We start from the raw sequence: 16,251 nt of genomic DNA, 5'->3' as shown, positions 1-16,251 counted from the left end.
GGGGAGTAGGGGGAGGAAGAGAAGGGCAAGATGGGGGGCTAGGGCAATGGGGGGATGAGGGGATATTCCAAGTTTTGTGCCTCCTGCGGAGGAGCTACGCAAACGCGCAGCGTGCCCGTTCGCCGCAGGCGTGCCGAAGGCATAGGGCATATTTTGAATTTTGTTCGCGTAGCGTGCCCGTAGGGCATATTTTGAATTGATTTGTCCCCATAATTTCAATTTAATGAGCATGGCACAACGATGCGGTCAATCCAGAAGCGTAGGGGGTAACTATGGGGGCATTAGCACTGAGAACAACGGTACCTTTTGCGTTAACGTACCAGCCTAGAGCTGGAGGCGGTAGCTCTGAGGTTTCCGGTTCCTCAACAGTTCTCATTGAACGAGAGATATTTTCTGCTGGGGAAGGCTCAAAACTTACCAAAGCTTTACTGCTGAGTGGTTCGCTGGGTCGGGGTGGCAATCCCCCGCGCCCGGTAATGGTAAACTCACTCCTATCCTGTTCCTTCTTTGCTGTACACACCTGCGCCACGACTTCTTCAGGTTGAACTATCTCTTGTGGCACATCAATAGCTTCCTGGTTGGCTGCAATATCCGGTGTGATGAATTGTACTGCACCATCTAATCCCAGTTGGGAAGTGGCACTAATCTGGCATTCTGGGCAAACAAATAATCCTTGAGTGTTGATTTGGATGTTTCCTCCTCTCCCCTCGAAAGCATTGGCGGTGATTTTGCTATTTTCCAGCAACACAACAGAATCAGCGGGACTATTACCAGTAATCGTGATGTTGCCGCCGTTACCAGTTCCACCCGCTTGTGCTGATATCTGACTGCTGCGGCGGATTTGCAAGGAACCTGTTTCGAGGATGATGTTACCACCTTCACCAGATTGGGTGGCTCCTGTGATACTACCTGCGTTATCCAGTAAAATAGAACGAGCGTTTATCCTGGCGTTTCCTGCATTACCTGACCCCTGATTCCTCACGGTCACTTGCCCACCATCCGTAACTCTCAATTCACCTGTATTAATTGTCACGTTTTGTGCTGATCCACTTGGCACCGCAGGTACGCGAAAAGTCTGTTGTAAGCTTTCATCCAGTATATTGGCGGAGGAGCCAATCAAACTTGGATTTATAGATCCTGGTACTATACCTTTCACTTCCACGAATTCAGAGGCGTTGATGATAATATTGCCAGCTGAACCACTTGCAAAGGTAGAAGCATCGACCCTTCCCCCATCCCGAACTGTCAATCTTGGTGTAGTGACTGTCAAGTTACCAGCATCCCCGGCATTTACTGTGCTAGTAAACAAAGCGCTAGGTAGAAACAACTGAGGTTCGACACCAGTAATTTCTACAGAATCAGTGGCATTTACGTTCAGATTTCCTCCTTTGCCTGTTCCGTAAGTGGTGGAGACAATGGTTCCTGCTCCAGTGGCGGTCAAACGCCCAGTTGATACTGTATTATTACCTGAATCTCCAGAACCAAAAGTGGCAGTTACAATAAGACTGGAAACGCTAGGATTAACAGCACTGACTCCATTGACTTGCACCGACTCAGGGGCATTGACATTGATATTGCCGCCTGTCCCCGAGCCAAAGGTTTTCGTAAAGACGGTTGCTCCTCCCTCCACGACTAAGCGCTTGGTTGAAATATTAATGTCTCCTCCTCTAGCCGCTCCCACTGTTTCATTCGTTAGGCTGCTGCGAATTTTTGCATCTGCGTTGGTTCCGCTCAGTTTTACAGACTCTGTGGCGTTGACTTGAATTGCGCCTGCAGGTTGGATTCCTTGATTTTGAATCAAAACGAGCGAGCCGTCGCTTAGCGAGATGTTTTGCCCCTGCAGCTGAATCGAGCCGCCACTACCGCTAGCATCTACTAAAGCTTGCGATCGCATCTCAATATCTTTGAAACCAACTGCACCTTGATACCCCAAAGTCCATCCACCGGAAGTAGGATTAAGACTGACTTGCCCTTGTGCGACACTACCTAACTCTACTCGTCCTCCCTCTGCTGTAAGACTACCTCCGTCTATGCTAATATTGCCGCCAACCAAAGCTAAGGTTTGATTGGGCTGTACCCGCAGACCTGTTGAGGTATTTCTCGTTACAGGCGAGAAGGTGGGATCGGCAATCGTGAAAGCCTGACCCGTACCTTGTACACGAATTGTTCCCGGATTCTGCCCAAATTGCAAACCGACTGGAACACTGATAGTCAGCAAAGGGCGAACTTGAAGATTTGTGGCGCTAAATTCTACACCATCAGCAAATTTAACGCTACTCGCCGTACTACCTAAGAAAGAACCGCCAATATTCAGTTGGGCATTAGGACCAAAATTAATGCCACTTGGATTAATCAAGATGAAATTGGCACCGTAATTTTCTCTAATTAATCCATCAATATTGGAAATTGAGCCACCTGTGACTCGGTTGATAATATAGTTAATATTATTAAGATTTGTTGTATTTCTAAAAAAAGCTTCGCTGCCAGTTGGAACAGAGAATTCCTTAAAGCTGTGAAATAAATTGCTACCAGCTTGTGCTCCTCCGGTAATTTCAAAGACATTGCCAGAGCGATCGACATTAGTTGGAATAGTTCGATCTGAAGAAATTTGCGCTTGAACAGGGCTACTCGTTACTAGACACCAGAGGTAAACACTAACTGCACTTAAAATTCGCAGAGTAACGTTTGAAAATAGTGGGGGAAGTGGAGGTAGCAGAGGGAAAAATATTTTCATGTGTGGAAGTGGTCAATCCGCCGTGAGGTCTATTTTTGGATATGCAGGCATACTAAGTCGCACATCAAACTGTACAACCGTAGTACGGGCATCTAGCCCGCGTTCAAACGAGACACTTGCCTTGTTCGCGCACAAGCCAGTCGCTTACACTACATTAACTTGATTGCGACTTAGTATCAGAATCCAACCAAAAGAAGCACCCGTAAGTATATGCACCAACTAGATGCTTGAAGTTGAAAGCTAGAGGAGCCAGTGTCTTTCAACTTGTGCTTTTTTTTCTTAGAGAATAGTAAATAACACTCAAACTCATTCGTTCGCACCCTGTTTGAGCGAAAAAAATGGTAAATTTTAGCACCCTGTTTGCTCTCAAATCATGGTAAGCTTCACTTAAGCTTACCTAAGTTTAGTTTTTATATTAGTTCTAAGTAAATTTAACTAAAACCAACACTATAAAGTTTATATTCAATCGTCAATTCAGGTCAAGACAGGAATTCAACTTATGAACAAAAGACAATTTTGGACAGCTGCGTGGACAACTCCGATGTTGGCGTTAGGCTTTGTAGCATCGCTCGCTCAACCCAGCACAGCCACTACTGCGAACGTTACCTGCAACACCAACGCTAGTATACCAACAGTGATTGCTAGCTTACCCGAACAGGGAACAGGGAAAGATGTTACAATCCTCAGCTTCCTCCCGGAATATTTCTCACCCAAAGATGCTGTGCAGAACTGCCAGAATACAGCTAAAACTTTGCAGACTCTTTACAAAACAGAGCGTGCAAGCTACTTGACAAATGACAAAGTCAATTCAAAATCTGTCGTGTGCGTTGTAGAACGTAGAGGCATTGGTTGCAATCATGACAGTGCCCAGGTTTTATTTACCCTTGGTTCAACAGTTAACTCCTCTCAAGCTTTATACAAAATCTTGGGTAGCGATTTTAAGCAAGGACAACCCCCTGATGCTAGGACTGTCAGTCGAATTTACTCTGATATCAAACCCAAACCTCGTCGTTGGTGGTTCTTCTAATGAGATTATGGGGTGCAGTTAATTTTTGCTTTCTGTGCTGCCGAATAATCTGACTTGAGTTTGAGAGCTTCTTCAAAGGCGATAAGCCCCTTTTGGACTTCAGATGATCGGCATTGTGTCAATCCCAGATAGTACCAAGTTTCAGCTTTTTGAGCTTGTGTCAGCTTGGAACCATTCACCATCTGGTTAAATTGAACAATTGCTTCATCGTATCGCTTCAAGCCCTGAAGCGCTATACCTCGACCACGTTGAGCAGCAAAATAGTTTGGATTGTATGCTAATGCTTGGTCATAAGCTTTCAGGGCTTCTGCGTATTCTTGCTTTTGCGATAACACCTTACCTTTATGGCTAAAAGCAACCGATAAATTTTGCTTACTGGTTTCTTTTTCTTTAATCTGTTCAAAAAGTTTAATTGCTTCGTCAATGGCTGCAAGTGCTTTGTCGGTTTCCTTGAGTGCTAGCAATGATTCAGTTTTGTTAATCCAGAAAACAGGGTCTTTCGAGTCGAGCGTAATGGCTTCATTAAAAGCAGCGATCGCCTGCTCGTATTGCTTGAGGTTATGTAATCCCTCTCCTTTGCAACTCCAAGCATACACCGCCTTCGGTTCGATGATAGTTGCTGCAGAACAGGATTCAACCATCTTGTTGTATTCTTGTAAGCTACCTAGTGCATAGCCTCGGTTAGTCCAAGCTTGGTAGTAGTTACTATCGATGTTTAAAATCTCGTTGTATTTCGTGATTGCCTCTTTAGATTTTCCTTGGTAGTATAATTCATTCGCTTGTTGAAAAAGAGTTTCCACCTCTGGCTGCCTAAAAAGATTAAAGCGAATGACATTAACGCCAACAACGACCAAACCGACTATTCCTAGTAAAACCAAAATACGTTGAAAAATTGGGTTTCTAGGATTGGAAATAGTGTTTTTTCCCTCAAAGGAAGCACTTTCTGGAACTGTTTTACTTTGAGTACTTCTGGTTTTTTGCGAAGGTGATGATTCAAGGCTTTTCTCTAATTCTTGAGTCACCCAATTCAAATCAAAAACAGATTCGTAAATACGATTAGAGACTTTTAACTTATCTTCCTGTTGTACAACCAATCCCAAATTCACCAGTTCTGCTTGTACCAGGCTCTTGTCAGCTGGAACTTCTTTGTGAACCAAAATTTGCTGATACAGCCGCAGCAGCGATAAGGAGTCGCACTGCTTATTTTTCACAAGACCGAAACGTATCGACTTCAAATGCTCAGATGCGGCTTGAGTTTCCCAATGACTAATCAAGCTTTGCACGAGCTGCTGCACTCTTGCTGCTTCCTCACCAGCACCAATAAAAGCTTCAAATTCCGCAAGCAATTGACAAAGCTTTTGGGTGAGAAACGGCTGACCACCTGTCCATGACAGAACCTCTTCTAGTAAAATATCCGGACGACTAGCTTTTTCATCTAATTTGAATGATTTAATCGTGCTGTGGGTAAAAGGTCGTAAACGTGCTAACTCTTGGTCAATCCACTTCTGATTAAAAACAGATTGGTAAATGCGGTTAGAGACTTTTAACTTATCTTTTTGTTGTACGACCAATCCCAAATTTAGCAGCTCTGCTTGTACCGGGCTCTTGTCAGTTGCAACTTCTCCCAGATACAAGATTTGCTGGTACAGTCGCAGCAGCGATGAGGGATCGCACTGCTTATTTCTCACAAGACCGAAACGTATTGCTTTCAAATGCTCAGATGCGGCTTGAGTTTCCCAATGATTAATTAAGCGAGTTTCCACCAGCTGCTGCACTGTTGCTGCTTCCTCACCAGCACCAATCAAAGCTTCAAACTCAGCAAGCAATTGATAAAGTTTTTGGGTGAGAAACGGCTGACCACCTGTCCATGACACAACCTCTTGTAGCAAAACGTTTGGGCGACTGGCTTTTTCATCTAATTTAAATAAAGGTCGTAACCGTGCTAATTCTTGGTCAATCCAACTTTGATTAAAAACAGATTGGTAAATGCGGTTAGAAACTTTTAACTTATCTTCCTGTTGTACAACCAATCCCAAATTTAGCAGTTCTGCTTGTACGGGACTCCCGTCAGTTGGAACTTCTCCCAGATACAAGATTTGCTGGTACAGCTGCAGCAGCGATGAGGGATCGCACTGCTTATTTGTTACAAGACCGAAACATATCGACTTCAAATGCTCAGATGCGGCTTGAGTTTCCCAATGACTAATCAAGCTTTGCACGATCTGCTGCACTGTTGCTGCTTCCTCACCAGCACCAATCAAAGCTTCAAACTCAGCCAGCAATTGACAAAGCTTTTGAGTAAGAAACGGCTGACCACCTGTCCATGACAGAACTTCTTCTAGCAAAATGTCTGGGCGACTGGCTTTTTCATCTAATTTGAATAATTTAATCGTGCTGCGGTTAAAAAGCCGTAAATGTGTTAATTCTGGAGTCACTCCACTTTGATTCAAAGCTGACTGGTAAATGCGATTAGAGGTTTCTGACTTGTGTTCCTGTTGCACGACCAATTCCAAATTCAGCAGTTTTGTTTGTGTAGGATTTTGAAGCGAACCCCCGGATTGTGGGAGTTCTAACGGGTGACCTTTTTTGAATTCAAAGTTCAAAGTTCACGCGTTCAATCCGGAAGAATAATTTTGAATTGATTAATTCTGGGTACAAGCCCCCACCATAATCAATGATATTGGTGGTCTTTAATTAGTTGTGAGTGCAAGCTCCCACTAATTAAATTTTGAATTTTGAATTTTGAATTTTGAATGTTTGAGAAGCGAGTGACGGAGTTAGAAGTCCACACTTTACACCTGGGGGGCTTCAGTGTGTGGTTCTGCCACGTGTCCTTTATTACTAGCATGATGATATGCTACCATACGTTCTGCTTAATAATCACATCAGGAATACTTGCAAACGCAATCCGGGCTAATTCTCGCAGCACCTTCTCAGGATTAATACTACTGTATTGTGCTATTTGCGACTTTAATTGAATTCCCCAAGAATTCCCGGAACCTGCAACAGGGTGGGTATGAATTGCGGGACAATGAGGAGGTACACCCCACTTAAGTATTTGGGGACTTGGATGGAGATGAGGGCACAAAGAGAAGTTCCACGAAGAAATTCGCTTTCTTACGACCAGATTGCAGGCTCTAAATAGTTTCTGTCCACAATTATCCGGCAAAGACAGCACGACTGCCGTATAATGCTTTGTACCCATATGGCTGCTCAGAAAACTAAACATCTGCCAAAAGTCTGATAACAATGTATGCAAACCTTTACAGGTTTAAACACACAGCACAGATCAGGGTACATGGCTTTAGGTGCATTAACGTCGTTTAAAATCTGCACCAACAATAGCATTTAAGGTTAACAGATCAAATGTGGAATTTATTTTTTGTTCTAGATACTCGAAATTCGAGCAACCAACTGGGAATTAGCAATGCTTTAATTGAAATAAGAGATAAATTTGCATCTTTGTAGTAAAAGTCCTGTGTTACTTAGTAGTATTGATTTCTACACTCCATTAGAGTGCCTCAAAGAAGTCTTCAAGGCTATCTTGCACCAAGTGTGGGGTTATCCGAAAAGACAGATCTGGAGTTTGCCTCATATTGGCAGAGTCAATGCTAGATGCTGTGCTAGAGTGACAACACTAGCGCTCTTTGTCAGGAATATTGTCATAGTTGAAGGGTGTTTGAGGGTTTTTCACAAACCCATTCCTCGTCTCCACAAAGGACGAGAAAGCCTTTCCCACTTGACGAAATACGAGTTTTGCCTCAAGAAAGCACAAAAAGCTTAGCTCGCGTGAATGATTGGCAAAAACGTGCTATTCGCGTCATATTTATGCAAATACCTCTGCTGAAATAGCTATATTGATAGGACAGAAATTCACCAATCTTGATTATGGCAAGTAAATTAGTCTCTGTTAGAGAATACACTGTTAGAGCGCATAAACGACTGATTCAGACGCGGGTTTTCAACTTTGTCTGTAAGGAATGTGGTATTCCTACGAAGCGCGAAACTTTCGGACCTCGACCCTTGTATTGTGAAAAATGCCGTCCTCCTCAACCATCTAAAAAATCGTTAATGAAGCCTAAAAAAGCTAAGCCTAGACCAATGACCTACAAAAGTAACACCGATTTGGGTTGAATTGAAGCTATATGACTACTATTAAGGGATTAGAACCACCGCCAGAAACCTTGCTGGAACCACTGTTGGAATTAAGAGATTACTATGCTGCTCTTGCTTGTGAGTATGAGCGTTTATGGCAAACGGCGCGATCGCAACTTGTTCATGTAGAAGCCTTGTTATCCAACTGGTCTGCGGTAAATAAACGCGACAACCTCACGGCTGTGGTTGAGACGTTCTCTTTTGCACCCACTCCTGTCCAACACGACTCCCTGTCACCAAAACAGCTCGATACGATTTCCAATGTTGACCAACAAGAACGTATCGAATCTGAACTGACTGACGAGGACGAGCAACAGATAGATGTTGATGATGATGATGATGATGTTGAACAAGAACGTATCAAATCTGAACTCACTGACGAGCGCGAGCAACAGATAGATGTTGATGATGATGATGATGATGTTGAACAAGAACGTATCGAATCTGAACTCACTGACGAGCGCGAGCAACAGATAGATGTTGATGATGATGATGTTGAACAAGAACGTATCGAATCTGAACTGACTGACGAAGACGAGCAACAGATAGATGTTGATGATGATGTTGATGATGATGATGATGATGATGATGATGATGTTGAACAAGAACGTATCGAATCTGAACTGACTGACGAGGACGAGCAACAGATAGATGATGATGATGAGTCATCCGACGCAGAAGACACAGTCGTTACAGCACCTGCTTTATCGCAACAAAAGGAAACACAAACACAGAACAACGATAACTCTATTCTTGGGACGGACGTTCCAATGCTGCCTGAGTACCAAGTTCTGACTCGAATGCAAGCAATTGAAAAAATATTGCGAGACCATATCGGGACTGTTTGTCATATAGATTTCATTGTGCGCTCACTTTTTGGCGATTTAGAGCCTAGTGTGTTCAAAGTTGTCAAAAGCCGGGTCCAATCTTCCCTGACACACGGCAAAGAAAAGAGTTACTGGGCAGCCTTTCCCGATGAGCCTGGTTGTTACACCCTGGATTTAAATTTGGTAACACTAGCAAATGGTAAGGTCAAATCCAAGAGTATCAAACCTAAAAGGAAGAAACCCTTCCTGCTTTCCAAGGCAAAAAGGGTACCGATGCTAGCTGAATTTGAGGGTAAGTTTTTGATTGATGCCATTTCCATACTGTTGCAAAGAAATTCAGGGAAAATCTTCAGTGTCGCTGAGGTGATCACTGGACTTTATGGCGAACTCAATGCTGAACAACTAAGAGAGATAAAAACTGCGGTGCATAATGAACTTTCTAGAGGTCATCGTATAGGAAGATTCTCTAGAGTTCCGCACAAAATTGGTTGTTACAGCTGGGATTTAAAGAAAATTCAGACTAAGTAGCGCCCTCTTAAAGCAACTTGACAAGTCAAAAGTTCAAAGTAAAAGGAGTCACAATACAGAACAAAAGAACTCAGAATCACTCCACACCACTTGCGGTGTGGAGTTGAAAAGAGCGAATTTCGAGCAAAGCTTTAAACCTTAACCCAGAACTCAAAACTTTTATACCTATTCTGATTCCTGTGTTCTGAGTTCTGGGTTCTTTATTCGTAAAAAGTCAAATTTTTGTTTCTTTAGAAAGAAGTGGGAAATAACACAGTATGCAAAAATAATTCATGGAAGTAGCAGTAAATGAAAATGAAAGATGCCCCACGTCTTACTGGTAGATGATGAAGAGCCTTTGCGCGAGAGCCTTTCCTATACATTACAAAAAGAAGGCTATACCGTCACAACAGCAGCAGATGGTCACAGTGCTATTAAACAGTACCACAAGCAAGTGCCAGACGTAATTCTGCTAGACTTGATGCTACCGGAAGTGGATGGTATGGAGGTTTGCTGGCGGATTCGAGCATTCTCAGACGTACCGATTGTGATGCTGACTGCTAAAGACCAGGACATCGATAAAATTTCGGGTTTAGAAGCAGGTGCTGATGATTATGTGACCAAACCCTTCAATACTCGTGAACTTTTGGCACGCATCAAGGCAGTCTTGCGTCGTCCTTCCCAAAAGGAATCATAATCAATAATGGGTTGGATACCGCGCTTCAAAAGGAATTCTATTCACACCAAACTGTTGGCGACTTACCTGCTGCTGACAGCTTTGGGAACCTCTTTAATGGCAGGATACATTCTCTGGTCGTTCCATGCTTACTTCACAAGAACCAGACAGGCAGATTTGCAGAATTGGAGTACTGCTATTGGTGAGAGTATTGCTGACGCACTCGAAGAAAATAACCTAAAACGAGTGCAGGTATTGGTGCTCCGTTTTGGTGCAGCAGAAACCATCACAATACGAGTTTTTGATACAAATGGTCAACTCATCGCCACATCTAGCCCTCAGGAAGACCGACAAGTAACGAACTGGTTGAAAGTGCCTGGGATAAATGCCGCAATCAAAAATCGGGAAGAACAGGGTGTGGCAAAAGGTGTTTTGACCAATGATGACAGATTATATATTGCCAAACCAATTGTGCGTAATGATCAGCTCTTGGGTGCATTGCGGATGTCTGTCACCCTGCAACAGTTTCAAAGACAGTTCTCCACCATCCTCTGGACTGTACTGGGAACGCTGGTGTTCACGCTTGTTGTATGCACTTTGATCAGTGAGTGGCTGGCGCGTGGCATATCTCGTCCAATTCAGACAATGAAGAACTTTGCTATTCGGCTGGGGAGCGGACATTTTGGGGATAAGCTTGAGCTGCGTCAGAGCAACGAACTAGATCAGTTAGCACTTGAACTCAACCGCATGAGCGAACGCTTGGCTTCGCTGGATCAGGAACGCAGGGCGTTTTTGGCAAACGTATCTCATGAACTTCGTACACCCATCAGTAATGTCTTTGTAACAGTTGAAGCTCTTCGGAACGGTGCTGCTAGGGATCCGAAAGTGAGCGATCGCTTTTTTCAAAATGTCGAAGACGAAACCAAACGGTTATCGCGGTTAATTCATGATTTGCTCGATTTAGGAAGGTTGGAAGCTGGAGTGACACTCCTGGAAAAGCACAATGTACAACTCAATAGCTTGATCAGCCGTGCTGTCAGAGCTGTAGAATCGCGAATGCAAAATTCGCGAATTTCAGCCGAGGTGAACGTAGCTGACTTGCAAATACAGGGCGACTCAGAACGACTTCTGCAAGCTTTGCTCAATGTACTCGATAACGCTATTAAGCACTCAACCCCAAATTCTCAAATACTGATTACAGGCTACAAACAAGCTAAACAGGCGGTTGTCACCATTCGAGATCAAGGACAAGGAATTAAAGAAAGCGACCTCCCGCATATTTTTGAGCAATTCTACACCGGCGATCGCTCGCGTAAAGGTCGAGGAGTTGGATTAGGCTTGGCTATAGCTAAGCGTATCATCGAAGCTCACGGAGGTAGTGTCACTGCTACGAGTCAGTTTGGTGAAGGAGCTTGTTTCACTATTTATTTGCCACTTTAATGATGAAGAAATGCTAACAAGTTCATATTCTGCTGCACTGTATGCGTGGAAATCTTTTCATTCGTGTCTTGCTTAGTACAGAATTTCACAAGTTCGTAACGAATTAATTTCAGAAAGGCTCTGCGTTACTCTGCGTTGACCTCCGTCCCTCTGCGTTTTAAAACGCTACGAATTAATGCAAAGCTGTACTTAGTATGGTGAAATGCCGAAAAGATAAACGTGCCTACGAGGTATATAGCTAGAATTGCGACAACTAATAAAAAAGCGTTAATGATTGTGTTGCTGGGACGGTTATTTTTCATTTGGTTTCACTTAAAAAAACTGCAACATTTTCATCTATCTAAAGATGTATACATTTTTTCTCTTCTAAAATCAGCCTTTTAGAGGCTTTTTTATATGTGAAGACAAGAGATAGTTTAAAAGCATAAATATTCAGCACAATTGCTGGAAATAGCAAAAATATGGAGGCACAGTTGTGCGATTCGCTCAATGGATCGGCATATTTGTCCTTGTCACATCTGTTTACATTTTGTGGCAAATCCGGCAAATCGTTTTAGTAGTGTTTGCAGCGGTCGTTTTGGCAACAGTCTTAAACCAGGTTGTGCAATTTTTACAAAGATATCGCATCAAGCGAGGTGTTGCTGTTGGCATCTCAGTTGTTCTTGTACTGACTATTCTAGTAGGATTTTTGGCATTGATTGTGCCGCAAATTGTTGACCAATTGCAACAATTTAGCGACTTTGCGCCTCAGACATTAGAACGAATGCGCTCGTGGAATAACTGGCTACAAAATGCAATTCCAGAGCAATGGTTAGAAAATGTCCGTGGTTTAAGGACTTTGACTCAAGGTTTGCAAAGTTGGTTAACTGGGTTAGTTAATAACTTTTTCGCCATCATCAGTAGGTCACTAAATATTGTTGTTACCTTTTTGCTGTTCTTAGTTCTAACCATCATGCTATTAATAGACCCCTCGCCATATCGACAGGGGTTTACATTGCTATTTCCTGCCTTTTACCGTCGGCGAGTCGATGAAATTCTGTCTAAGTGTGAAACCTCTTTAGTAGGTTGGATAAAAGGCACACTCCTGACTATGTTACTTATCGGTGTTTTAAGTTATGTTGGATTGCTAATTTTGGGGGTGCGACTGCCACTAGTCAATGCTGTTTTAGCAGGATTATTAGAGTTTATCCCTAATGTCGGTCCTACATTCAGTTTAATTCCACCCCTGCTGCTGGCATTGGTTGATGCACCTTGGAAAGCAGCCGCAGTGGTAGCATTGTATTTTGGAATTCAGCAAGTTGAAAGCCTGATTGTTGTACCTTTAGTTATGAGGTCTCAGGTCTCTTTGCTACCAGCAGTGACCTTGTTAGCAGTGGTCGTTTTCTCCTCATTTTTTGGATTTTTAGGACTCTTCCTTGCGATTCCTTTAGTGATTGTGTTGCAAATTTGGATCAAAGAAGCTTTAGTCAAGGATGTCCTCAATAACTGGTGGGGAGATAAAAAAGACAGCCACAAACAAGATACAGAAGAAATTGTGGACAATGGTTTGCCTCATACCGCCGTTGAAGATAATGAGGCTAAAGTATAAGCTCTGAAAACTATTGCGTAGTTGTTGGTCGCGGTCCAGGTTGTACTGTGACTTGCAAAGTTTTGTCATTGCGTTGCAGTTGCATTTGCATATTTGCACCTACCCCGCTTTTTTCAATGAACTGCTGCACTGCACCCGCTGTGGTGACAGGTTGATTGTTGATTTGTTGAATGACATCTCCTGGACGTAGTCCTGCTTTGTCAGCTGGAGAACCGGGAACAACGCGGACAATAAGAATACCTCGGTCTGCTTGCAAACGGATGTTACTGTTAGCAAGACTGTTAATCCGTTGCTTAACTTCGGGTGTGAGGGCTACCATCTGAATCCCTACGAAGGGATGTTCAACTTTACCCTGAGTAATTAATTGCTGAGCAATTCGTTGAGCTGTATCGATGGGAATCGCAAAGCCTATGCCTTGAGCGCCTTGGATAATCGCTGTGTTGACACCAATAACTTGACCGCGAGCATTTAGCAGTGGTCCGCCGGAGTTTCCAGGATTAATGGCTGCATCAGTCTGAATAAAGCCAACGCGGTTATCAGATAAACCGATATCACTAATCGAACGATCAGTTGCACTCACAACGCCTACTGTTACCGTTTCTTGTAAACCTAAAGGATTACCAATGGCGATCGCCCACTGTCCTGGCTGCACCTGCTCAGATTTTGCCAGTTCTACAGTTGGTAGGTTATTTCCTGGAACTTGCACAACCGCAATATCAGTCACAGTGTCTTGTCCCAAGACCTTTCCTTCAACAGTGCGACCATCGGAAAACGATACCGTCACTGTATCAGCATTGTTAACAACGTGAGCATTTGTGAGAATTTGACCATTAGGATTAATCACAAAACCAGAGCCCACACCGCGCTCAACTCGCTGTTGAGGCTGTACTGGTACCTGTTGACCAAAAAACCGCCGATAGAATGGATCGTTAAATATTTCTGGGACTTGCCTTCTGACAGTTCTGGAAGTATTAATTTGCACTACTGCAGGTTCTACCTTCTTGACAACGGCAACCACAAAATTGGTATCATCGGGAGTCGGTGCCAAAGGACGGTTATTTGTCGGAACTGACTCTTGGACTGTTTGAGCAGTAGCAGTAGCAGTTTCCTGTGAAGCTTGCTCGTTTCTGGATGAGCCTGTTGAGCAGCCGCTCAAAAATGCCACTCCTACTCCTATAAGTGGTAGCAATAAGTGAGTTTTTAATTTATTCCTAGAAAATTTGTCCATTGTGTTTATTTTTTTACCTAGAGCTTCTATTTTAGATTGATAAGCTTTTGATTATTATTTAAGCGTCTTCTTTTCATCAGACTTTATTGATCTTAGATGTGAGTGTCTAATGTCATCTCCCTCTTTTTTCATGCCTATATCTTAGGCATGCTTATTGTCATCTATCCAAAGAAAGCTATTTATTAAATAAGAACTGTTGAACGATACTTAGTATTGACAAATCTTCATCAATTGTCTGTTATTTTTCACGTTATTTTTCTTGTCAAACTTTTGATAGAAATTTCAACTATGCCTTTGAGAGAAGCTCCATTAAATATTAATATGTATTATTTAAACTATAAGTATTTATTATTACTAAACTTTATGTATCTAACACTTAAGCCTGTTATAGCCATCCTAAATTTGCTTTAGTTTACGAATTTTGAGGGTGTACCATGGTTCCATTATGGTTACAAGCAGGATTTTGGGGGCTAGTTGGGGGTTCAGCCCTGTTAATAGGAGCGGCGGTAGGTTATTTTGCCAAAATTCCCCAGCGGGCGATCGCTGCCATCATGGCATTTGGTGCTGGGGTGTTAATCTCAGCGTTGTCGTTTGAGTTAATGGATGAAGCTTACAAACGCGGAGGATTTGACTCCACAGCTATTGGCTTTGTCACTGGCGCTGTGGTTTATACAGCGGCAAACTGGTATTTGGCATATCAAGGGGCAAAACACCGTAAACGCTCTGGTCAGCAGCAACCACGGGAGGAGGAAGACAGCGGTAGTGGATTGGCAATAGCTGTTGGTGCTCTTTTAGACGGTATTCCAGAGTCGATAGTAATCGGTGTTAGTATGCTGGGGGGAGGCGTTGTCAGTTGGGTGACTGTAGCAGCAGTCTTCTTGTCCAACTTTCCCGAAGGACTTTCCAGTGCTGCTGGTATGAAAAAGGCAGGTCGCTCAATTGGTTATATCTTCGGTGTGTGGGGAATGATTGCTGTTACCTCTGGGATAGCAGCATTGATAGGGTATGCAGTCTTTAGTCACTTCTCTACAGAAGTTATTGCCGCCACAACTGCCATAGCCGCAGGCGCAATTCTTGCCATGATATCAGACACGATGATTCCAGAAGCCTTTGAACAAGCTCACAACTTTGCTGGTTTGATTGTCGTTTTGGGGTTTCTTGCTGCGTTTGTACTTAGCAAACTGTGACAGGACTTACCCATTGAGATGAAAATTAAACCTACCTTGAAAATAGAGACTGAAATCACCCAAAATCGTTCCAGCATCATTTTCATTGTTCCTTGTGTACCCCTAGTGGGGGCGCTTTGGGCTCACGCAGTTCATGGAGTAAGATTGCAAAAGTCAGTTTTATGAAAATAAAACCACAGATAAACACAGATGCACGCAGATTAATTATCTGTCCCTTCGCTTCGCTCGAGGGCAAGGTTTATCTGTGTGCATCTGTGGTTCAAAATACTTAATTATTGGATTTTTGCAAGAACTCTATTATTTTCCCCTACCCAAGTAAAGTTGGCTTATCCGGCGGTTCTGCCTACAATACCGATCTGGCGATCGACAGGATTAGAGTCGTTATCGTCATCAGAAAGCCCCGGAATGGGAACATCAACGTTTTCGTCATCATGAACAGAGTCATTCAAGTCATTCATATTTCCAGAAGCTTCTTTATCTGAATTAGGACTAATGACACTTGGATCAGAGCTTTCATGGACTGATAAATGAATAGGCTTGCGTGGTTCCTGAGTCATTTTTGCCTCTTTGGTGAACTTGCTAAACTAACTATCTACACAAGTTAAGACTCGGGCGGGTACTGTTTCCTCTAGCAACGGACGTACTCTTGCGGTTGTTACCACACGATATTTCAAGTGACATCCCACTCCACATCCAGGTGAGTGAAACCACGGAACAGCAACGATGGGATATGCGCGAGTTGTTGGTTTGGGCGAAGTCTTAGATTCGGCAATCTGTTAGACAGTGTCTCTTCATATTTTGCACCTGGCGATTTCTCATCGCCAGGACTTGCTGCTGAGTAATTCGTAATGACTCACTCAATTACGAATTACCAGTTGACAA

General features: G+C 43.2%; 13 protein-coding genes. 7 read left to right on the top strand and 6 right to left on the bottom strand.

Annotated features, from left to right (window positions below; genetic code table 11):
• Both V5G28_RS06705 and V5G28_RS06700 read right to left on the bottom strand, forming a co-directional pair.
• Window positions 1–231 (bottom strand): hypothetical protein (locus V5G28_RS06705; RefSeq protein WP_332989441.1); only part of this gene is annotated, 231 nt, incomplete at its 3' end.
• On the bottom strand, window positions 221–2,734 hold the full coding sequence (locus tag V5G28_RS06700; protein WP_332989440.1) for an S-layer family protein: 2,514 nt from the start codon (window positions 2,732–2,734) through the stop codon (window positions 221–223). The genes V5G28_RS06700 and V5G28_RS06705, both read right to left, overlap by 11 nt.
• Before the next feature lie 499 nt (window positions 2,735–3,233).
• Between V5G28_RS06700 and V5G28_RS06695 the strand changes: the two genes are divergently transcribed.
• Window positions 3,234–3,761 (top strand): COP23 domain-containing protein, encoded by a 528-nt coding sequence (locus V5G28_RS06695; protein WP_332989438.1) that lies wholly within the window; start codon window positions 3,234–3,236, stop codon window positions 3,759–3,761.
• A gap of 5 nt (window positions 3,762–3,766) precedes the next feature.
• On the opposite strand, the gene V5G28_RS06690 is transcribed toward V5G28_RS06695, so the two are convergent.
• Both V5G28_RS06690 and V5G28_RS06685 read right to left on the bottom strand, forming a co-directional pair.
• Window positions 3,767–6,364, bottom strand: a complete 2,598-nt coding sequence (locus tag V5G28_RS06690) for a tetratricopeptide repeat protein (RefSeq protein WP_332989436.1) — start codon at window positions 6,362–6,364, stop codon at window positions 3,767–3,769.
• Between the two features lie 254 nt (window positions 6,365–6,618).
• Complete coding sequence (locus V5G28_RS06685) at window positions 6,619–6,966, bottom strand: hypothetical protein (RefSeq protein WP_332989434.1); 348 nt, start codon at window positions 6,964–6,966, stop codon at window positions 6,619–6,621.
• Between the two features lie 683 nt (window positions 6,967–7,649).
• Here V5G28_RS06685 and V5G28_RS06680 point away from each other — a divergent pair.
• The 5 genes from V5G28_RS06680 (at window position 7,650) to V5G28_RS06660 (ending at window position 12,954) form a co-directional block, all read left to right on the top strand.
• Window positions 7,650–7,895 (top strand): hypothetical protein, encoded by a 246-nt coding sequence (locus V5G28_RS06680; protein ID WP_096563888.1) that lies wholly within the window; start codon window positions 7,650–7,652, stop codon window positions 7,893–7,895.
• Between the two features lie 11 nt (window positions 7,896–7,906).
• Window positions 7,907–9,271, top strand: coding sequence for a hypothetical protein (locus V5G28_RS06675; RefSeq protein ID WP_332989432.1), 1,365 nt, complete (start codon window positions 7,907–7,909; stop codon window positions 9,269–9,271).
• A 301-nt stretch (window positions 9,272–9,572) separates the two neighbouring features.
• Entirely contained in the window at window positions 9,573–9,947 is a 375-nt protein-coding gene (locus V5G28_RS06670; protein ID WP_096563887.1) for a response regulator transcription factor, read from the top strand.
• Window positions 9,948–9,953: 6 nt separating this feature from the next.
• Entirely contained in the window at window positions 9,954–11,366 is a 1,413-nt protein-coding gene (locus tag V5G28_RS06665) for a sensor histidine kinase (protein WP_332989428.1), read from the top strand.
• 475 nt (window positions 11,367–11,841) lie between these two features.
• A complete protein-coding gene (locus V5G28_RS06660) occupies window positions 11,842–12,954 on the top strand; it encodes an AI-2E family transporter (protein WP_332989425.1) in 1,113 nt (370 codons plus the stop codon).
• Between the two features lie 10 nt (window positions 12,955–12,964).
• Here the strand turns inward: V5G28_RS06660 and V5G28_RS06655 are convergent, their stop codons facing one another.
• Window positions 12,965–14,182, bottom strand: coding sequence for an HhoA/HhoB/HtrA family serine endopeptidase (locus V5G28_RS06655; protein WP_332989422.1), 1,218 nt, complete (start codon window positions 14,180–14,182; stop codon window positions 12,965–12,967).
• 434 nt (window positions 14,183–14,616) lie between these two features.
• Between V5G28_RS06655 and V5G28_RS06650 the strand changes: the two genes are divergently transcribed.
• Window positions 14,617–15,369, top strand: a complete 753-nt coding sequence (locus V5G28_RS06650; RefSeq protein ID WP_332989420.1) for a ZIP family metal transporter — start codon at window positions 14,617–14,619, stop codon at window positions 15,367–15,369.
• Window positions 15,370–15,695: 326 nt separating this feature from the next.
• Here V5G28_RS06650 and V5G28_RS06645 read toward each other — a convergent pair whose 3' ends face one another.
• Window positions 15,696–15,926 carry a hypothetical protein gene (locus V5G28_RS06645; RefSeq protein ID WP_332989418.1) on the bottom strand — a complete coding sequence of 77 codons (231 nt, stop codon included), beginning with the start codon at window positions 15,924–15,926 and terminating at the stop codon, window positions 15,696–15,698.
• Window positions 15,927–16,251: the final 325 nt, after the last annotated feature.

The sequence above is a fragment of the Scytonema sp. PRP1 genome (assembly GCF_036697665.2).
Taxonomy (GTDB): domain Bacteria; phylum Cyanobacteriota; class Cyanobacteriia; order Cyanobacteriales; family Nostocaceae; genus Kalymmatonema; species Kalymmatonema gypsitolerans.
Note: the sequence above shows the minus strand (reverse complement) of the source record. Positions and strands in the feature narration are given on the sequence as shown.